We start from the raw sequence: 17,426 nt of genomic DNA on the forward strand, positions 1-17,426 counted from the left end.
TCAAGTAATACTGGCCACAGTTTTACAGTAAAAATGGTATCTGTTCTCAGACTCTTCCGGCGTCAGTCCACCGTTATAATGGTGAGGTCTGACGCTGTTGTAGTAGTTCAGTATGTAATCATTAATTTGCTGCCGGGCCTCGTCCTTGCCTGCATAACCATGTGCTGGCACCCATTCTGTTTTCAGACTGCGGAAGAAGCGTTCCATTGGACTGTTATCCCAGCAGTTTCCCCGTCGACTGACGCTTTGTTTTATTCTGTAACGCCAGAGAAGTTGCTGATATTTCAGACCTGTATATTGGCTTCCCTGGTCGCTATGGAACATGACATCACGCGGTTGACCACGCGTTTCATAGGCCATCCGCAGGGCACTGCTTATCAGTGCGGTATCGGCATGTACTGACAGACTCCAGCCGACAACCCTGCGGGCAAAAAGATCCATGACGACCGCCAGATAGCACCAGCGATTTCCTGCCCAGAGATACGTAATGTCTCCGCACCACACCCGGTCTGGTTCGGGCACAGCGAACTGACGCTCGAGCAGATTCGGCAGGCAGGTATGCTCCTGACGGGCATTTTTGTACTGATGTTTTCCGGGCTGATAACTGCTCAGGTTCAGATATTTCATCAGACGTCCGGCACGGTAACGGCTCATCGCGACGCCGTTTTGGGTCAGCATGTCAGCCAGAGTGCGTGCCCCCGCAGAGCCCCGACTCTGGTTCCACGCCCGACGTATTTCGCTGCACAACCTGACGTGTACCGGATTAACCATATCGCGTCGTTTTCGCCAGTACCGGTAACTGCTGCGGTGTATTTCCAGCGCGGAGCACAGGCTGACAACCGTGTGGCTGTCACTCAGTCTGGCAACTATCGTGAACCGTTCAGCGAGTCGGACATCAAGAGCGCAGTAGCCTTTTTTAATATCGTATTTTGTTCCTCCAGACGGCGAACCTGCTTTTCCAGCTCGCGGATACGTTGCTGGTCTGGAGTAATGGGCGTGGCAGTGGGCGTAATCCCCTGGCGCTCTCGTCTGAGCTGGCGTACCCAGGACTCAAGCGTGGTAGAACCAACATTCATTGCTTCACTGGCTTGTCGATATGAGTAGCCTTTATCAACAATCAGCTGTGCACATTCCAGCCTGAACTCAGGGGTGAAAGTACGTTTAGTTTTCTTGTTCATTAAGTCACCTGTTTTATGTTGTGGTGAGAATATCACCTTTAATCAGGTGGCCAAATTTACTGTGCCACTACACAGCGACAGTTGCGACTGCTGAATCTTGTCAGGAAACTGCTGAAGCTGGGCCGCAGCAACAGTAATGCCCATGAGGCAGGACTGGCCCTGCAGCGTGCCCAGAAGCTGATGGCCAGATACGGTATCAGCGAGCTTGATGCCGGCCTTACATCCGTGCGCGAAGCGTCTTCCCGCACGGCCCCTTCGGATGCTGAAAAAGTTCCGGAATGGATGGTGACCCTTGTCCGGGGCGTCTGTCATGCCTTTGGCTGCCAGGCTTATTACTCATGGCGTCAGACCTCTGCCGGGTATCGCCGTTCGGTAACCTTTTACGGATTCAGTGAAAAACCTGAGATAGCAGCCTATGCCTTTGATGTGCTGACGCGCCAGCTGAAAGATGCCACAAATTCTTATCTCAAAACCCAGAGTAAGCGGCTGAAACTGGCCACACGCCGGGCGAGAGCGGAGCAGTTCCGTGACGGCTGGGTATGTGGGGTGCGTGAGGTGATATCGGCAACTGACATCAGCAGCGAGGAGCAGCAGGTGATGAGTCACTGGCTGGAAAGCCGCAGTATGAAAACAGTCACAACCCGTGAACTGAAAGCCTGCCGCGGGGCGGATACAGCACGTTATCAGGGGTATGAAGCCGGACAAAATGCCCGTCTTCATCAGGGTGTCAGCGGCCGGGGTCCGGCAGCCATTGGTTACCGTCAGGATTAAGGGGGAATGATGAACAGTTTATCTCAGGCTGCAAACGGATTATTGATGCAGCTGGTTATGGATCTCAGAAGTGGCTATCTCCGCCGCTGCGAATCGCTGGGACTGAACCGCGAGGAAATGCAGATGCTGCAGGGGCTCTCGCTCGAAGAGCTTCACTACCTTTCCGGCAGTGAGGTGTCGATCATCAGTGTGGGCATCAATCACGGCAATCTGGTGCGCATGCTACAGCAGGCCCGGACGGAACAGAAACGACTCCAGCGTATCGATCGGGCGCTGGCGCTGGGCGGCTCCATTGAACTGATGGCCAATTACTTCGGGCTCTCCAGTACGGACGTGGCGGCCCGCCGTCGCATTGCCGGTATCGATGTCCGGCCGGGGCGCGGTAACGCACTGGGTGATGAGGAAAACGCCGCCCTGTGGCGTCAGTGGCAAAAGTCCGGCGTTGAAGACGCGGAAAGTGCTGACGGGCTGGACGTAATGATGCTGGCTGCAGAACAGATGAACGTCTCGCTGACGTCGGTCTGGCATGCCGTCCGCGGCTGGCACAAGACCCGGCAGCCTTCTCCGGCCCGAACGCCGGTAAGGAAGACGGCATGAAATACAGAATGGTTGCGCCGGGCCTGCGGGCTCCCCATGGTACGCCGCCGCAATGCTGTCAAAAGGCGTTACGTCAGGTTCGCCGTTTCCGGCAGGGGGCGCGTAATTACACCCGGCTCGATGAGAAAGGCTGCGGTTACTACAAAATCGATCTCGGCCCGTTCTGGCGTCTGCTGAGTCGCAACGAAGGCCGGACATGGCTTCTTCTCAGCCACGAACGCTATAACAGCGCCATACGGAAATAGCAGCATGACAGCCTGTTTACCCTGCACCCGTACGCGGGTGCAGTACTAAGCATACTGACAGTTCAGAACGGCCGTGATGGCGGCCGAAAAGGAAAAATAATGAGTCTGCCTGCAGAAAGCCTGATTGCTTATACGCTGGATAAAATGAATGCCCGCCTTGCGGCCAGTCCCCGGCGGGATGATGGCAGGATACGTAACGGCCTGCTGTTTACTGGAAATGTGCATGATTCCATTCCCCGCCGGCTGTTGCTCGACACGCGGTTGTCACCACTGGACAAGATGGGCTGGATGATGATCCGGCTGTATGCACAAAATAATGAGGGGGCGGTTTTCCCCAGCTATGACGAACTGCAGCTGCAGCTTGCCTCACCCGGAAAGGGGAAAGCCTCAAGGGAAACGGTAAGCCGCGTCCTGCTTATGCTGCGAATAACCGGCTGGCTCAGCCTCTGTAAACGCGTGCGGGATGATAAAGGGCGGGTGCGGGGGAATATCTATGCTCAGCACGATGAGCCCCTGACGTTCAGCGATGCGGAAATGCTCGACCCCCGCTTCCTTGATACGGTGGCGGATGCCTGCCTGAGTAAAAACCGGACTATCAGCCAGACCGCCCGCGAAGTGCTCGACGATATAAAAAACGACCCCACCATGCGCCATTATCGCAGCCATCTTGCGCTGATCGAATCGCGTCTGGACCGCCCACAGACGCCCAGCCAGATGGCGAAACATCATCACCGAATACCCTGTCCCGCACCGGGTTCGGAAACCGAACTCAGTCATAAACGGCCAGGAATCGCCGCTAAAAAACAGGGTTCGGATACCGAACTCAGTCCAGAAAGGCATAACAACTCACTAAGTTCGGAATCCGTACTGCCAGTAAAAACAGTCAGTTATGGCCGGGTTCGGAAACCGAACCATTACGTACGTAGTATCACACACAGTGTGAATAAAAATACGTACGTACCGGGTAAACCTGTGCTTCCCGACAGTCTGCATGAACTTGTTCCGGCAGAAGATATTGCCATGCTGACCGCACAGCTGCAGGCGTTGCCTGAGGAGCAGGCACAACTTGTGCTGCTCAGCCTGCAAAAGGTGATGGCACGCCAGCAGCTCAGCAACCCGGTAGGCTGGTTGCTGGCCGTGATGAAGAAAGCGCGTGAGGGCAGGTTATACGCGCCCCGTCAGGGTGGCGATATATCTGACAGTGTCGGGCAAAAAACAGTTCAGCGTCCCGAACAGCAACAATGGAAACCCGAACCACGCGCCTCTGCCCGCCCGGTATCGGAGGAAAATATCAGGGATCTGGTGAAGAAAATTCGGGAAAAAATCATAAATTCATGAGATTGCAGATTTTTACAGGCAGCGGCGCATGAAGTCTTGCACTTTTGTCAGCAAAAATGCTGGCTAAAAAGTGAGCGCTGTTGCCAGTGGCAACACTGACTAAAAAGTAAGCACTGTTGCCAGTGGCAACACTGGCTAAAAAGCGAGCACTGTTGCCAGTGGCAACAGTGGTTAAAAGCCAGGCAATATTTCTTCGCCATAAAAGAGATGAAGGTCCTGCAAATTTGTAATGGTGACGATCTGATTTTAAGTTGTTCATATACCCCTCTCGCCCGGACTATCTCAAGCGTGTCAAAACTCATTACCCACTAAAGAGAGGCGTTAGACATGTCTGATGGTAAAACAAAGGGCGGAACGACCGCTTCACGAGCGGGGGCCCTACAGTCCTCTGTTAATATCCTGCTCCATACACATTATGCAATCCGGCTTTGGGAGGGCAGGAAACGTGATGCTCCGGACGATACAGGGGTGAAAAAAAAGAGGCCTGAAATAATCAGCATGCCGCAAGCCATTGCGCGAGCTGGTAATGCTTCCCGAGACTCAGCGGCAGATAATCCCTATGCCGATATGGCTCTGGTACGGCTCGAAGAAGCCCTGCAACGAGCAACACTTAAAATTAATGAAAACTTCAGTTCACTGGATGCCATATTGTCAGCCGTACCCAAAGGGGTAACGCTCTCGGAAGTTGAATCAGCCGATCCGTTAAATGTCAGCGTTTTCAGCCGTTCACCGTTAGGATACCGGTGCGTATGGCTTCTGGTTGGATATGATCAGTTAGCAATGAAAGCTTTCCAGGCTTTTCATTACGGGCTGATTTCGCGTTCGCAACGTGACACTATCCTGGACAATGGTGGCCATGCTGTTCGTCAGGTCTATGGCGTGATTCAGCCTTACCGAACACTTGCAGTGACTCGCCGTGATATTGCAGAAAAAACCACGCAAGGGCTTGTTGCCATTGAGCGAAATGGCGAACCTGATCCGGATGTGTTAAGCGGTAAAAAACGCTCTTCGTTCTCACCTCCGCTTAAAAACAACATAGCAGAGGAGGAATAATATGATTCGTCCTGTGTTCCTCCTCACCTCCTTCTTTTTACTGAGCGGATGCGCAACAACGGACTGGGCTGCGATTAATAAACAGGTCAGTGACACAGCCGCAAACCTGACAAAAACGTTGGGCGGCAACAGCAGCGGAGAAAGTGGCGGGATGCCGCTGATGAGCCCGGCAGGGCAACAGGCCATGCAGTCCGTCGATAAAACGTTCTCCGTGCCGGTCGATGTGGATACGGCAGCGGCCCGCTTAAAGCGGCACTATAAATTCATTTCCACGCAGGAGCTTGAGTCCATGCGCCAGGCAGCAAATGACGGGGACTGGAAAGCGGCGGCTGAAGATGATGCGCATCCCGTCTGGGACGCCATGCCGGGCAGCTACTACAAAATGGGCTCCGACTGGAACGGACGTGATCACCTGGATATCGAAATCGAAAAAAACGGGTCCGGCAGCAGGCTCTATGTTGTCTATCGCTCATCATCATCACAGCGCCTGGCCCGGTCCGGCGTCACGAAACTGATGAATGATGTCCGCGCTGTTGCGGCGGGTGAAAAAAGCTGATGCGGGAGGCAACACATGCAACTCTTTCTGTGTGAAAAACCCTCCCAGGCAAAGGATATTGCCCGCGTGCTGGGCATCAGCAAGCGTGAGCAGGGATTTATCAGCGGCGGTAACATCGTTGTGACCTGGGCGGTCGGCCATTTACTCGAAACTGCCAGCCCTGAAGCCTATGGCGAGCAGTATGGCAGGCCGTGGCGTGCCGATGTTCTGCCTGTGCTGCCTGAGGCCTGGAAAATGGTCGTCAAGGAGCAGACAAAATCGCAGTTCACTGTTATCAGTAAGCTGCTCAAAAAGGCCTCTGAGGTGGTCATCGCCACCGATGCCGACCGCGAGGGCGAGGTGATCGCGCGTGAGCTGCTGGAATACTGCCGCTACAGTGGCGCGGTACGCCGGCTCTGGTTGTCAGCCCTGGATGAGGCCAGTGTGAAGGAAGCACTGGGCAATATTCTTCCCGGAGAAAAAACAGCCCTGCTGTACGATGCCGGCAAGGGCCGGAGCCAGGCTGACTGGCTCATCGGTATGAACCTGACCCGCCTTTATACTCTCAAGGCCCGTGACTCAGGGGTGTCAGAAGTGCTGTCCGTCGGGCGGGTACAGACGCCGACGCTTGCCATGGTGGTTAACCGGGATAATGAAATTACGTCCTTCGTGCCAAAGCCCTGGTGGCAGGTACATGCGCTTATTGAAAAAGAGGGCGTCCGGTTCCGGGCTGGCTGGGTGCCCGTTGAGCAGTACTGTGATGAGGAAAAGCGTTGCATCAATCCTCAGGCTGCCCGGGCGGTGGGACAGCTGTGTCAGCAGCAGGGCAGGGCTGCGGTACTGGAGGTGACACAGAAGCGGGAGAAAACGGCGGCACCCCTCTGTTTTGACCTGGGCACCCTTCAGCAGGTCTGTTCCCGAAAATTCGGCATGGGCGCAAATGATGTGCTCGCCATTGCTCAGTCACTTTACGAAACCCACAAAGCGACCACCTACCCCCGTACAGACTGCGGTTTTCTGCCAACTTCCATGCAGCAGGAAATATCCGACGTGCTGGCGGCAGTGGCGAAATCCGATCCGGCTGTGGCCCCGGTACTGAATCAGCTGGACAGGCAGTTTGTCTCGCGTGTCTGGAATGACAAAAAAATCACCGCGCACCATGCCATCATTCCCACCCGACAGGCATTTGATTTGTCACGCCTCAGCGCCGATGAGCTGAAGGTCTACCAGCTGATTCGCCAGCATTATTTCGCCCAGTTCCTTCCGCTGCAGGAATCTGACGTGACGGAGGCCTCTTTCAATATCGGTGGACAGCTGTTCCGTACACGCGGGAAAGTCGGTGTGGTGACGGGCTGGAAGTCATTGTTCCTGGCTGAAAAAGATGACGATGAAGAGGACGTCGACGGTGACAGTATGGCGCTGCCGGCGCTGGCAAAAGGGGATATTTGCGCTGTCACCGGTTCTGAGGTTAAGGATATGAAAACCAGTCCGCCCAAACCGTTCACGGAGGGGACGCTGATTGCTGCCATGAAGAACGCGGCCAGTTTCGTCAGTGACCCGAAGCTGAAGAAAGTGCTGCGTGATAACGCCGGTCTGGGCACAGAGGCGACGCGTGCGGCCGTGCTTGAAACCCTCTTCAAACGACACTATCTGGAGAAAAAAGGGAAGCACATCCACTCAACGCAGATGGCCCGGGAGCTGATTGCGGCCCTGCCGGAAACGCTGACGAGCCCGGGCATGACCGCATTATGGGAGCAGGCACTGGATGATATTTCGCAGGGGAAAATGTCGCTTGCGGTCTTTATGCAAAAGCAGCTGCAGTGGACCCGTCACCTTGTCGAAAAAGGCCGCCAGGACAGTGTGAAAATTACTGCTCCCGTCACGCCTCCCTGCCCGTTATGCAAAGGACCCCCGCGTAAACGTAAAGGTAAAAATGGTGATTTTGGGGGGTGCATACGCTATCCGGACTGTGAGGGAATTATCAGTACAGGTAAGAAGAAAGCAGCGAAGCGTAAAAAAACATCGGTTAAGGCTAAAACAGAATAATCCGCGCAGTATTGAACTATTTCACTGTACAACCCCGGGCCGGGTTCTGCTATTGTTGCCAGGCTTTGATGCATAGGTGCCCCGCTGGCCACGGTGCTGTAAGGTAAACTTTAACGGGATTTACCCCCAGCAGGCCTGGCAGGAAGTTATTGCACACTAACTGACCTGTAAGACGCATGCACTCCGTGAAAACCGCGTCGGGATTATTCCCCGGAGACAGATGAGACGACCGCAGGTTAAGGCACTGACCCCAGGGCACCGGAAACGGTGCCCTTTTATTTTTACGGATCACGTTTTCCATTTTGACCGTTGACATTCAGGGAGGACGGTTTAATTATAAAAGTGCTAAACCGTCGTTCATACGACCACCAATGATTCAGTAGCCTGTGAGAATCGCCTTCGGGTGGCTACAGCGAAAGCTCCTGTAACCTGAAAGGGAGCAAACTTTGGTACATCTGCGCACCTTTGAAAGCAGATATCGCCTGTACAAGCGCATTACGACGCGGCGATGAAGGTTCCTTCAACATACCAGACTCTCAGGATTCAACCGATCCTGACCCCCGACGGGAAACCACTCCCGTCAGGGCAGATGGTTTCTCCGTCGTACCTATTTTTACCTCCATGGAGAAAACATCATGTCTGCAAACAATACTTCTGCATCTGCAAAATCTGAGTACTTCAACCTGACTATTAAAGGCATCGGGTATCTCAGCAACATCCGCCAGGTTAACCATCAGAATGGCTCGTTCCTCAGCTGCGTAATCAATGCACTGAGCGGTCCGACTGACAATCCGGCCTACGTCCGTTTTGACATTTCTGTCGCAGGTAAAGAGGCTACCAGCCTTATCGCCCGCTGCCAGAAAGCCGTCGATGAAGACAAAAAAGTCCTGCTGGGCTTTAACCTGAGTAATCCGTCCACGGACATATTTACGCTGAACAAGGGCGAGCATGCCGGCGAACAGCGTGTCAGTCTGAAAGCCCGCCTGATAAAGGTGGACTGGATCAAAATAGGCCAGGACATGGTCTACAAGACTGAAAAATCTGACTCCGTGCCGCCGCAGAATGGCTCTGCCGCACAACAAAACTACGCAGAAAACTCATTCTGATGCGCACCTGACACACCCCGTTCGCGGGGTGTTTCTTTATTCTTTACAGGAGAAATGATTATGTCCTCACGCGGCGTTAACAAGGTGATTCTTGTCGGTAATCTCGGCCAGGATCCTGAAGTGCGTTATATTCCCAATGGCAGTGCAGTTGCCACCCTTTCTCTGGCCACGTCTGAGAGCTGGCGTGATAAGCAGTCCGGTGAACAGAAAGAAGTGACCGAATGGCACCGGGTGGTTATTTTCGGCAAGCTGGCAGAAATTGCGGGTGAATATCTGCGCAAAGGCTCCCAGGTTTACATCGAGGGCCAGCTGCGCACACGCAAATGGACCGATCAGTCTGGCCAGGAGAAATACATCACAGAGGTGGTGGTAAACATTGGTGGCACCATGCAGATGCTTGGCGGTCGCCAGTCCGGCAGCGGTCAGAATACGTCTTCCCGGAATGACTGGGGCCAGCCTCAGCAACCTTCCGGACCGACTCACAGTGGCCAGGCTTCCGGCAGCAGTGCCGGTGCGCCACCGATGGACTTCGATGACGATATACCGTTCATTGGATTCGGGTATGGAGTACCAAAATCGGCAATCCATGCACTCTGAACAGCCTTTATGGCAGTTGCTCTGAACTTACACATAATCCGGTCAGCATTTAAGGATAACTGACATGCCTGTTATACTGAGGATCAACGGTTTCCGGTTCTTTTTTTATTCTAATGAAGGTAACCCGCTCGAACCTGCACACATTCACGTAATGAAAGCAGGTAGTGAAGCCAAATTCTGGTTAACGCCATCAGTGGCTCTGGCCAGTAACGATGGGTTTAATTCACGGGTATTAAAAGAACTGACGGGGATCGTTGAAGATAACCAAGCATTGTTTCTGGAGGCCTGGAATGACTATTTCAGCTAAACGGGTCAGCTTCGATGAGGCCACGATGTGGGTTGAACTCAACGACGCCCGTACCATCGGTGTGCCGCTGGCATGGTTTCCACGCCTGTTGCATGCTTCAACTGAACAGCTTAACAGCTATGAACTGAGTCCCCGTGGTATCCACTGGGACGCGCTGGACGAAGACATTTCTATTGCGGGGTTGCTTGAAGGCCGCGGCGATGTGACCCATCGTCCCCATAAAGTAGCCTGACAGCGCGCTATTAGTGAAAAACGCTGGCTTTTGCCGGCGTTTTTTTTCATCAACGGAAAATCAGTTGTTAATTGAGTGAAACCGGACTGATTCCGCACAGTGAGGGCTGTTTTATCACTGTACAGGAAAATTCCGGATGAAACGTAACACCTCTCACAACATATTTTCACCAGGCAGGCTTGCCACTGTTCTTCCCCTGCTGCTCCTTGCGGGCTGTGTTTCCCAGCCGCAAAAGTTGCAGCAACGTGAGCCTGCGGACCCGACACCCGGCACCACCGTCACCCGCAACGTTCAGCCGGTCTCTCCGGACGAGTATGCGCGGACGCCGGAAGTGGTGCGCTACGATCGTTATCTGCTGGTCAGTACCGATCCGCAGGCGGCCCAGCGTGACCCTCTCTCGCAAATTATTGATATTCGCATCCCGTCATCCCTGCATCCTACTGTGGCGGATGCGCTGCGTTACGCCCTGCGCCAGTCCGGTTATTCCCTGTGCGCGACCGGCTCCGCCAACGGCGTGCTTTACCGCCAGGCATTGCCGGCCGTCCAGTACCAGCTGGGCCCGATGCGCCTGCGTACTGCCCTGCAGGTCCTGGCCGGTCCGGCCTGGCAGCTTGAGGTGGATGATGTACAGCGTGTGGTCTGCCACAGCCTGCGCGACGGCTACCAGCTGCCGGTCTCCCAGCTTCCGCCGCCGGTCAGCACCTGGTCCACGCCTGCGCCGTCCGCCGTGTCACAACCGGCCATCAGCGCCCCTCAGTCAGTACCCGTTAAACCTGTCAGCGGAGGGTTTCTGAGAAAATGAGCGAACAGCAACCATTCCATACTGACCCCGCTCCGGCCCGTAAAAGATTCAGCTGGCGTCCCCGCCGCCGCCTCATCTGGGGCGCTGCCAGCGGTGTGGCGCTGGCCGGCATTCTGGCGCTGGGCTACACCGCCTTCAGTCTGGGCATATCGAACCTTGATGAACGCCTTGCACGCCTTGAATCTCAGGGCAGTACAGCGGCCACTGTTGAGACAGTCGCGGCCCTGCAGTCAGATGTGACCACGCTCAAAACCGGCCTGCAGGATACCCGGAAAAAACTTGGCGAGATGCAGCAGGAGCTGAGCGCAGCAGCGAAACAGGCCGGCAGCGACGACGCCGTGCGTCAGTCATTGCGAACCCTTCAGGACGCCCAGCAGGGGCTGGAAACCCGCCTGAGTGCGCTGACTGAGCAGCTGACAGCGCTGAAATCACAGCCGGCACCCGCACCCGCCGCACCTGTCGCCTCACCGGTAAAAAAAAACGAGCCTGCTGCAAAAAAGCCCCGTCCCGCTGACACACGTCGTTCTGCTCCATCCCTTCGCGTGGCCCGCACTGCGCCTTTTGTGCTGACGGGAGTGGAGAAGCGGGGGGCAGAGTCCTGGGCTGCCATCGCGCCCCGGGGCTACAGCAACCTGTCGCAGGTGGCCCTGGTCGGAGAGGGTGAAACCGTGTCCGGCTGGACGCTGGTCAGTGCCGGTTATGGTGAGGCGACGTTTCGGGTTAACGGCCGCCAGACCGTGCTCAGAGCAGAATAACGGAGCGAATGATGAAACTGAAACATACCTTTTTAGCCGCCATGCTGCTGAGTCCCCTGACCCTGGCCGCGACCACATCAGGACAGATGGATGTCAGCCGACAGGAATCAACACAACGGGCGGACTCCGCACAGCAAAACCTGCAGCAGCAGGCCGGTCAGTGGGGACTCAGTGCCGACGATTATCAGCGTTATCAGCAGCTGATGAAGGGACCCCGGGGTACCCAGTCGCCGGGTCTCGATCCGCTTTCCACCCTCGGTATCGAGGCGCAGACGCCGGCAGAGCGCCGTAAGTTTGCTGAAAAGTGGGTGAAGGAAGAGTTTGCCCGCACCCAGAAAGAGCTTGATTTCCAGCGTGAGGTGAACGCGGCCTGGCAGCGCCTGTATCCGGGCACACTGCCGGTCAATATGGGGAACGCCTCCGGCGTGGCGCACGACAGTGGCGGCCGGCTGGCGCTGTTCGTCAGGTCAAAAGACTGCGCAACCTGCGACGCGAAACTGTCTGCCGTGCTGGCTGACAACCGGCCGGTGGACATCTATCTGGTCGACAGCCAGGGCAGTGATGATGCGCTTCGCAGCTGGGCGCGGGACCATCACATTCCCGTGGAAAAGGTCCGCAAGCGCCAGATCACGCTTAACCACGACGGCGGCCGGTGGATGCGCTTTGGTAACGGCCTGATGCCGGTTTTACTGCAGCAGGCGGGAGACGGTAAATGGGCAATCGCAGCATTCTGACCGGCGCACTGGCGCTGGGCTTACTGATGTCGGCCGTCCCTGACGGCCATGCTGACCAGACGGTGCCGGAGGGTTACGTCCGCGTGGCCATGGCGCACGGCGTGCCCCCCGAAGCGCTTTACTCGGTATCACTGAGCGAGTCTTCGCGCAAACTTCCCCGCGGAATACGGCCATGGCCCTGGACCATCAATGTGGCAGGCAAAGGGTATCGCTATGAGACGCGCCTGCAGGCCTGGCAGGCGCTGCAGGTCTTTATGAAGAGTCACCCGCTTAAGCGCATCGATGTCGGTATTGCCCAGGTCAATCTGGGCTGGAACGGTCATCATTTTGCCTCGACGTGGGATGCGTTTGACCCTTACACCAACCTGAACGCCGCCGCCACCATTCTGCGTGAGTGCTGGGCGCGTAAGCCAGGCAGCTGGCTGGATGCGGCCGGCTGCTACCACCATCCCGCAGGTGGTCAGCCTGCTGCACGTTACCGCGCCATTGTGAGAGGGCATCTGGCAAAAATCAGCCCTGCACCCCGCATTTCTGCGCCGGCAGCTGAAGCGCCCCGCTCGGTTGCTGCGCTCACCCCCGATCCAGGCTTCGTCTGGACTGAACCCGGGAGATAACCCTGATGAAAACGCTGTCCTTACTGCTGTTTACCCTCCTTCCCCTGACCGGCCATGCTGAACTGAATGTGATTGCTGATCTGGGCGGTGAAGATGCTGCGCCGTATTTTGAGGCCGTTAATAAACAGCCCGGCATGCCCGGCGTCAGTGACGTACAGCCTTCACGCCAGCCGGACCACGGTGTTCCGCTGGCTGACGGGATGGCGGGTATGTTACCCGTTAACACACCTGAACTGAGCCCGGGGAATACAGCAGACCGGCCGCTGCAGTTGCCCGGCATCGGGGCGTTGTTTCTGATCGGGGATGATGCTCTGTCCCGTGAATGGCTGAAAGCCAATGCCGGCGCGCTGGCTGAACAGCATGCGGCCGGGATGATAGTCAACGTCACAGACATGGATACCGTGCGCGAGCTGCGCGAACTGGCACCCGGTGTCAGCCTGGCCCCGGCTTCCGGCAGCGAGCTGGCCCGTCGCCTGCAGATTGAGCATTATCCGGTACTCATCACCGATACCGGCCTGACGCAGCAGTTTAAGCCGTAATGAGCACGCCAGATATCAACGGTCTGCTGATGGCACACCCTTATGGGGCGGTCATACTGATAGTCCTTTTCCTGGTGGTGATGGCCTTTCTGAACCTGCGCTGGCGTGAGAAAGCCAGCACCCGCCGTCACCGGCGATACCGGGCAACGGCGGGGCGGGTACTGAATAAACTGACCCTCCTGCCGGGAGACGGGCAGCGTCTGACCTATCTGCGCAAAATCAGCCCCTATGTCTTTGAAGAGCTGTTGCTGTCTGCCTTTGAACGTCAGGGGCTAACCGTGGTGCGCAATGCCTCCTACAGCGGTGACGGCGGCCTTGATGGCCAGGTCATCATCGACGGCGAGCACTGGCTTATCCAGGCCAAACGGTACAGTCGTGCTGTTTCCCCCGCACATGTTGAGGACTTCGACCGACTTCTCCTGCACTCCGGCCGCCGGGGGCTCTTTATCCACACGGGCCGTACCGGAAAAATGAGCCGCACCCTTCATATGGCGTCACCGCGCCTGCGCATCATCAGCGGGCAACGCCTGCTGGCCATTCTCGCCGGGCAGGACGTCCGGCAGTATCTCTGAGGAATCTTTTATGCACATCATCCTGAACAGCCTGCGCTACGCTTTGTGGCTTGTGTTCTGTTTATTCCGTCATGCCGTTTTCGTGCCTGCCGCTTTCGGCGGTGTCTGCCTGCTCGCCTGGCTTGTTTTCGGCCATCCGGTCAGTGACCTGAACGACCAGTTGCAGAAGGAGGCAACGGCATGGCGCACCGCGCCGCCCGGACATTACATGTGGGAGGAATGCCCGGTGCCTGATAATGCGGCTCCGCCTGAGGCAAAGCCGGCAGCCTGTACCGTCACTGCCGTCTCCACAGAAACCGCGGCGAACAATTACCTGCTGTCATTGCGGGCCGTATGGATCATTTTTTTCATCCTGTCGAATGTTCTGTATGTGCTCTGGCGCTTACTGGCGGATGCCCTGCGTTACCACTCCCTTTCCTGCAGGGAAGCCGGTGCCGGGAGGGGAACGTATATCCGTATGGCCGACGGTAAAATTATAAAGGAGGCAGACGATGAGTAACCGTTACGTCATTGAGGCCCTGCTGCGTCCGGCCGTTGAGCTGAATACCGCCGTGGTATCGGGCATGGCGGCGTATGTCTGTGTGCAGGCACCCTGGGCTGTCGCTCTGGCTCCGACTGTCAGCTATGTCACCGCAGCCGGGTTTGCGGCGCTGGCCGTCACCCGCACGCATCAGGGGATGAAGATTATTCGCTACCGCCGGAATCTCCGCCGCCTGACGCGCTATGTCATGAGTACTAAACAGATCCCCGTCAGTCATCGTCGCCTGTTTCTAGGCCGGGGGTTCCGCTGGACGCAAAAACACACCCAGCGGCTGCAGGATACGCTGCGCCCTGAAGTGGCCCGTTACCTGCAGCCAAACCGCTTTTACCTGGGGGCGCGTCAGCTCGAAATGATGACAGAGCACCGTCTGCCCTGGCTGGGTAAGCTGCTGAGTGCCGATACGCCGCTGAACCCGGTGCGGCCGTTACCACCGGTGGGCGGCAATCCGGCGCTGCACGGCATCGAGCCCGACGAAAAAGACGTCACCCTGGCTCTGGGGGAGCGCGTTGGCCATACGGTGGTGTACGGCACCACGCGCGTCGGGAAGACCCGGCTGGCAGAGCTGCTAGTCACCCAGGATATCCGGCGGGGTGAAGTCACCATCGTGTTTGATCCGAAAGGCGACGCAGACCTGATGAAACGTGTCTGGGCAGAGGCCCACCGGGCCGGACGCGGGGACGAGCTGTATATTTTTCATCTTGGCTGGCCTGAAATTTCAGCCCGTTATAATGCCGTCGGGCGTTTTGGTCGCGTGTCAGAGGTGGCGTCCCGCGTGGCCGGTCAGCTGTCGGGTGAGGGGAACAGCGCGGCATTCCGCGAATTTGCCTGGCGGTTCGTCAACATCATCGCCCGTGCGCTGGTCGCCCTGGGTGAGCGCCCTGACTACACGCTGATCATGCGCTACGTGAACAATATCGCCGATCTCTATATCCGCTATGCGGAAAAAATCATCCAGGCGCAGCTGCCGGCTCTGCAGACGCAGATTGAGAATAATCAGCAGGTGCTGGGAGAGGACGACGTGCCCCGTAACATGCAGGGTCAGCCGGATGCCTTACGTATCTGGGCCATTGAGGTTGCCCTGAGTTCAGAAGAGGGTAAAAAACTCTATGATCCCATCCTTGACGGGCTGCGGTCAGCGGTACGTTATGACCGTACTTACTTTGACAAAATCGTGGCGTCGCTGCTGCCGCTGCTGGAAAAACTGACCACCGGCAAGACCGCCGAGCTGCTGTCGCCGGATTATCAGGACATTGACGACACGCGGCCGATTTTTGACTGGGAACAGATCATCCGTAAAAAAGCCGTGGTGTATGTGGGGCTCGATGCGCTCAGTGACAGTGAAGTGGCGAGCGCGGTCGGTAACTCCATGTTCGCCGATCTGGTGAGTGTGGCCGGGCACATTTATAAACACGGTATCAATGCTGGCCTGCCGGGCGGGAAAGAAGGGAAGTCCCTGATTAACCTGCACTGCGATGAGTTTAACGAGCTGATGGGGGATGAGTTTATTCCTCTCATCAACAAAGGGGGCGGTGCCGGCATGCAGGTGACAGCCTATACCCAGACGTCTTCTGATATTGAGGCACGCATCGGGAATGCGGCCAAGACGGCCCAGGTACAGGGTAACTTTAACAACCTGATTATGCTGCGCGTCAGGGAGAACCGCACCGCCGAGCTGCTGACCACGCAGCTGCCGCAGGTGGAGATTTACACCAAAACGCTGGTCTCCGGGCACCAGGACACGGCGGATGTCAATGCAGACCAGGACTTCACCTCAAGCACCCAGGACCGCGTCGGGACGGTAAAAGTCCCGCTGCTGGAGCCGGCCGATATCGTGACGCTGCCAAAAGGGCAGGCGTTTGCCCTGCTGGAAGGCGGGCAACTGTGGAAAATCCGCATGCCGCTGCCTGCCGGGGATGCTGATGATGTGCTGATGCCGGAAAGTATTGAGAAAATAGCGGAGGAGATGCGGCGCAGCTATCACAGCGGCGAATCCTGGTGGCGGGACGGTCCGGCCCTGAACGTGCCGGTCACAGGAGGGGCGAATGGCTGAGGTAAAACGTCCCCCACAGCAGCAGACGCTGCCGGAACGCAAGCACGGCATTCTGTATAATCTGCTCTGGGGCTGGCCATGGGCCCTGGTGGGCGTGGTGCTGTCCTCGCTGCTGCTGAGCCTGCTGATTGAATATATCGGCATCGCCTTCTTCTGGCCGGAAGCCGGGGCGGCGCACAGTGAAGCGGTCATGAACACCGAGCTGGGGTGGCTGTCCACAGAGTTCACCCGCAGCCTGCTGCTGTCTGAACCATCGGTGACGGTTGTGCGCTGGGTGAGCACCGCCTATCAGTGGGCCTTTGTGGACAGTGGCTTCCTGGACTGGGTCCGGCAGCAGTATGCACACCAGATGCACAGTGACAATGCCGTCACCCGGGAAATCAACAGCTGGAGCGGCTGGCTTGCCGGCTACCTGCGTGAATACCTGCTGGCCACGGTATGGATCAGCATTATCACCCTGGTACGCGTCACCATCCTGGTGCTGTCCGTGCCGTTGTTTGTGCTGGTCGTGGTGGTGGCGCTGGTTGAGGGGCTGGGGCGGCGTGATCTGCGGCGGTACGGCGCGGGGTATGAAAGTTCGTTTGTCTATCATCATGCCAAGAAGCTGGTCAAACCGGCCGCTGTGGTGCCCGCCATGCTGTACCTTTCCTGGCCCACGGCAGTCTACCCCAATCTGCTGTTGTTGCCGGCGGCTGTTCTGCTGGGGATCGCCGTAACGGTGACCACTGCGTCGTTCAAGAAGTATCTTTAAATCAGGGCTGGACGGAGGCGTGCAAAACTTGTTTTGCGCGCCTGCCGTCAGCAGACAAGCCAT

22 protein-coding genes are annotated in these 17,426 nt (G+C 56.7%); 20 read left to right on the forward strand and 2 right to left on the reverse strand.

Annotated elements, in window-relative coordinates:
• Window positions 1-1,214, reverse strand: a protein-coding gene (locus HV041_RS00075; protein WP_148735742.1) for an IS3 family transposase whose coding sequence is annotated in 2 segments (ribosomal slippage) — window positions 1-920 and window positions 920-1,214 — 1,215 coding nt in all. Because the reading frame shifts where the segments join, the coding sequence is not laid out codon by codon here.
• An 18-nt stretch (window positions 1,215-1,232) separates the two neighbouring features.
• Between HV041_RS00075 and HV041_RS00080 the strand changes: the two genes are divergently transcribed.
• The 4 genes from HV041_RS00080 (at window position 1,233) to HV041_RS00095 (ending at window position 4,129) form a co-directional block, all read left to right on the forward strand.
• A complete protein-coding gene (locus HV041_RS00080) occupies window positions 1,233-1,949 on the forward strand; it encodes a DUF2786 domain-containing protein (RefSeq protein WP_182294273.1) in 717 nt (238 codons plus the stop codon).
• A 6-nt stretch (window positions 1,950-1,955) separates the two neighbouring features.
• A complete protein-coding gene (locus HV041_RS00085; RefSeq protein ID WP_006777722.1) occupies window positions 1,956-2,546 on the forward strand; it encodes a DUF2857 domain-containing protein in 591 nt (196 codons plus the stop codon).
• Complete coding sequence (locus HV041_RS00090) at window positions 2,543-2,791, forward strand: hypothetical protein (RefSeq protein WP_004115572.1); 249 nt, start codon at window positions 2,543-2,545, stop codon at window positions 2,789-2,791. The genes HV041_RS00085 and HV041_RS00090 overlap by 4 nt, the downstream gene beginning before the upstream one ends.
• Window positions 2,792-2,890: 99 nt before the next feature.
• Window positions 2,891-4,129 carry an STY4528 family pathogenicity island replication protein gene (locus HV041_RS00095; protein ID WP_016807978.1) on the forward strand — a complete coding sequence of 413 codons (1,239 nt, stop codon included), beginning with the start codon at window positions 2,891-2,893 and terminating at the stop codon, window positions 4,127-4,129.
• On the opposite strand, the gene HV041_RS00100 is transcribed toward HV041_RS00095, so the two are convergent.
• Window positions 4,116-4,388 (reverse strand): hypothetical protein, encoded by a 273-nt coding sequence (locus HV041_RS00100; protein WP_085381310.1) that lies wholly within the window; start codon window positions 4,386-4,388, stop codon window positions 4,116-4,118. The two genes, HV041_RS00095 and HV041_RS00100, sit on opposite strands and share 14 nt — an antisense overlap.
• A gap of 68 nt (window positions 4,389-4,456) precedes the next feature.
• Between HV041_RS00100 and HV041_RS00105 the strand changes: the two genes are divergently transcribed.
• The 16 genes from HV041_RS00105 (at window position 4,457) to HV041_RS00180 (ending at window position 17,363) form a co-directional block, all read left to right on the forward strand.
• Window positions 4,457-5,182 carry a PFL_4669 family integrating conjugative element protein gene (locus tag HV041_RS00105; RefSeq protein WP_016807977.1) on the forward strand — a complete coding sequence of 242 codons (726 nt, stop codon included), beginning with the start codon at window positions 4,457-4,459 and terminating at the stop codon, window positions 5,180-5,182.
• Between the two features lies 1 nt (window position 5,183).
• A complete protein-coding gene (locus HV041_RS00110; protein WP_016807976.1) occupies window positions 5,184-5,738 on the forward strand; it encodes a hypothetical protein in 555 nt (184 codons plus the stop codon).
• Between the two features lie 15 nt (window positions 5,739-5,753).
• Window positions 5,754-7,763, forward strand: a complete 2,010-nt coding sequence (locus HV041_RS00115) for a DNA topoisomerase III (protein WP_016807975.1) — start codon at window positions 5,754-5,756, stop codon at window positions 7,761-7,763.
• 635 nt (window positions 7,764-8,398) lie between these two features.
• The gene (locus HV041_RS00120; protein ID WP_016807974.1) at window positions 8,399-8,869 is read left to right on the forward strand and encodes an STY4534 family ICE replication protein; all 471 of its coding nucleotides are present in this window, start codon (window positions 8,399-8,401) and stop codon (window positions 8,867-8,869) included.
• Window positions 8,870-8,929: 60 nt separating this feature from the next.
• Window positions 8,930-9,466 (forward strand): single-stranded DNA-binding protein, encoded by a 537-nt coding sequence (locus HV041_RS00125; protein ID WP_016807973.1) that lies wholly within the window; start codon window positions 8,930-8,932, stop codon window positions 9,464-9,466.
• A gap of 64 nt (window positions 9,467-9,530) precedes the next feature.
• Window positions 9,531-9,773 (forward strand): DUF4160 domain-containing protein, encoded by a 243-nt coding sequence (locus HV041_RS00130; RefSeq protein ID WP_016807972.1) that lies wholly within the window; start codon window positions 9,531-9,533, stop codon window positions 9,771-9,773.
• Window positions 9,757-10,005 carry a DUF2442 domain-containing protein gene (locus HV041_RS00135; RefSeq protein ID WP_004115558.1) on the forward strand — a complete coding sequence of 83 codons (249 nt, stop codon included), beginning with the start codon at window positions 9,757-9,759 and terminating at the stop codon, window positions 10,003-10,005. Before HV041_RS00130 ends, HV041_RS00135 begins: the two co-directional genes overlap by 17 nt.
• A gap of 136 nt (window positions 10,006-10,141) precedes the next feature.
• The gene (locus HV041_RS00140; protein ID WP_016807971.1) at window positions 10,142-10,807 is read left to right on the forward strand and encodes a PilL N-terminal domain-containing protein; all 666 of its coding nucleotides are present in this window, start codon (window positions 10,142-10,144) and stop codon (window positions 10,805-10,807) included.
• Window positions 10,804-11,562, forward strand: a complete 759-nt coding sequence (locus tag HV041_RS00145) for a hypothetical protein (RefSeq protein ID WP_016807970.1) — start codon at window positions 10,804-10,806, stop codon at window positions 11,560-11,562. Before HV041_RS00140 ends, HV041_RS00145 begins: the two co-directional genes overlap by 4 nt.
• An 11-nt stretch (window positions 11,563-11,573) precedes the next feature.
• Window positions 11,574-12,296, forward strand: a complete 723-nt coding sequence (locus HV041_RS00150) for a TIGR03759 family integrating conjugative element protein (protein ID WP_016807969.1) — start codon at window positions 11,574-11,576, stop codon at window positions 12,294-12,296.
• Window positions 12,275-12,910 (forward strand): transglycosylase SLT domain-containing protein, encoded by a 636-nt coding sequence (locus HV041_RS00155; RefSeq protein WP_016807968.1) that lies wholly within the window; start codon window positions 12,275-12,277, stop codon window positions 12,908-12,910. The genes HV041_RS00150 and HV041_RS00155 overlap by 22 nt, the downstream gene beginning before the upstream one ends.
• A gap of 5 nt (window positions 12,911-12,915) precedes the next feature.
• Window positions 12,916-13,449, forward strand: coding sequence for an integrating conjugative element protein (locus HV041_RS00160; RefSeq protein ID WP_016807967.1), 534 nt, complete (start codon window positions 12,916-12,918; stop codon window positions 13,447-13,449).
• Window positions 13,449-14,021 carry a restriction endonuclease gene (locus HV041_RS00165; RefSeq protein ID WP_017145109.1) on the forward strand — a complete coding sequence of 191 codons (573 nt, stop codon included), beginning with the start codon at window positions 13,449-13,451 and terminating at the stop codon, window positions 14,019-14,021. The genes HV041_RS00160 and HV041_RS00165 overlap by 1 nt, the downstream gene beginning before the upstream one ends.
• 10 nt (window positions 14,022-14,031) lie before the next feature.
• Window positions 14,032-14,520, forward strand: a complete 489-nt coding sequence (locus HV041_RS00170) for a hypothetical protein (protein WP_016808264.1) — start codon at window positions 14,032-14,034, stop codon at window positions 14,518-14,520.
• Window positions 14,513-16,612: a type IV conjugative transfer system coupling protein TraD gene (gene traD, locus HV041_RS00175; protein ID WP_016808263.1), complete on the forward strand. Its 2,100-nt coding sequence runs from the start codon at window positions 14,513-14,515 to the stop codon at window positions 16,610-16,612. The genes HV041_RS00170 and traD overlap by 8 nt, the downstream gene beginning before the upstream one ends.
• Complete coding sequence (locus HV041_RS00180) at window positions 16,605-17,363, forward strand: TIGR03747 family integrating conjugative element membrane protein (protein ID WP_006785966.1); 759 nt, start codon at window positions 16,605-16,607, stop codon at window positions 17,361-17,363. The genes traD and HV041_RS00180 overlap by 8 nt, the downstream gene beginning before the upstream one ends.
• The last annotated feature ends 63 nt before the right edge of the window (window positions 17,364-17,426 follow it).

It is taken from the genome of Citrobacter sp. RHBSTW-00029, assembly GCF_014104295.1.
Classification (GTDB): Bacteria; Pseudomonadota; Gammaproteobacteria; order Enterobacterales; family Enterobacteriaceae; genus Citrobacter; species Citrobacter youngae.

What these genes read in the sequence shown, in the direction of transcription:
- HV041_RS00105 (WP_016807977.1), top strand. Translation starts at nt 4,457, where the DNA reads ATGTCTGATGGTAAAACAAAGGGCGGAACGACCGCTTCACGAGCGGGG.
- HV041_RS00085 (WP_006777722.1), top strand. Translation starts at nt 1,956, where the DNA reads ATGATGAACAGTTTATCTCAGGCTGCAAACGGATTATTGATGCAGCTG.
- HV041_RS00120 (WP_016807974.1), top strand. Translation starts at nt 8,399, where the DNA reads ATGTCTGCAAACAATACTTCTGCATCTGCAAAATCTGAGTACTTCAAC.
- HV041_RS00100 (WP_085381310.1), bottom strand. Translation starts at nt 4,388, where the DNA reads ATGAACAACTTAAAATCAGATCGTCACCATTACAAATTTGCAGGACCT.
- HV041_RS00145 (WP_016807970.1), top strand. Translation starts at nt 10,804, where the DNA reads ATGAGCGAACAGCAACCATTCCATACTGACCCCGCTCCGGCCCGTAAA.
- HV041_RS00090 (WP_004115572.1), top strand. Translation starts at nt 2,543, where the DNA reads ATGAAATACAGAATGGTTGCGCCGGGCCTGCGGGCTCCCCATGGTACG.
- HV041_RS00095 (WP_016807978.1), top strand. Translation starts at nt 2,891, where the DNA reads ATGAGTCTGCCTGCAGAAAGCCTGATTGCTTATACGCTGGATAAAATG.
- HV041_RS00165 (WP_017145109.1), top strand. Translation starts at nt 13,449, where the DNA reads ATGAGCACGCCAGATATCAACGGTCTGCTGATGGCACACCCTTATGGG.
- HV041_RS00150 (WP_016807969.1), top strand. Translation starts at nt 11,574, where the DNA reads ATGAAACTGAAACATACCTTTTTAGCCGCCATGCTGCTGAGTCCCCTG.
- HV041_RS00155 (WP_016807968.1), top strand. Translation starts at nt 12,275, where the DNA reads ATGGGCAATCGCAGCATTCTGACCGGCGCACTGGCGCTGGGCTTACTG.
- HV041_RS00125 (WP_016807973.1), top strand. Translation starts at nt 8,930, where the DNA reads ATGTCCTCACGCGGCGTTAACAAGGTGATTCTTGTCGGTAATCTCGGC.
- traD (WP_016808263.1), top strand. Translation starts at nt 14,513, where the DNA reads ATGAGTAACCGTTACGTCATTGAGGCCCTGCTGCGTCCGGCCGTTGAG.
- HV041_RS00135 (WP_004115558.1), top strand. Translation starts at nt 9,757, where the DNA reads ATGACTATTTCAGCTAAACGGGTCAGCTTCGATGAGGCCACGATGTGG.
- HV041_RS00110 (WP_016807976.1), top strand. Translation starts at nt 5,184, where the DNA reads ATGATTCGTCCTGTGTTCCTCCTCACCTCCTTCTTTTTACTGAGCGGA.
- HV041_RS00130 (WP_016807972.1), top strand. Translation starts at nt 9,531, where the DNA reads ATGCCTGTTATACTGAGGATCAACGGTTTCCGGTTCTTTTTTTATTCT.
- HV041_RS00170 (WP_016808264.1), top strand. Translation starts at nt 14,032, where the DNA reads ATGCACATCATCCTGAACAGCCTGCGCTACGCTTTGTGGCTTGTGTTC.
- HV041_RS00140 (WP_016807971.1), top strand. Translation starts at nt 10,142, where the DNA reads ATGAAACGTAACACCTCTCACAACATATTTTCACCAGGCAGGCTTGCC.
- HV041_RS00180 (WP_006785966.1), top strand. Translation starts at nt 16,605, where the DNA reads ATGGCTGAGGTAAAACGTCCCCCACAGCAGCAGACGCTGCCGGAACGC.
- HV041_RS00160 (WP_016807967.1), top strand. Translation starts at nt 12,916, where the DNA reads ATGAAAACGCTGTCCTTACTGCTGTTTACCCTCCTTCCCCTGACCGGC.
- HV041_RS00115 (WP_016807975.1), top strand. Translation starts at nt 5,754, where the DNA reads ATGCAACTCTTTCTGTGTGAAAAACCCTCCCAGGCAAAGGATATTGCC.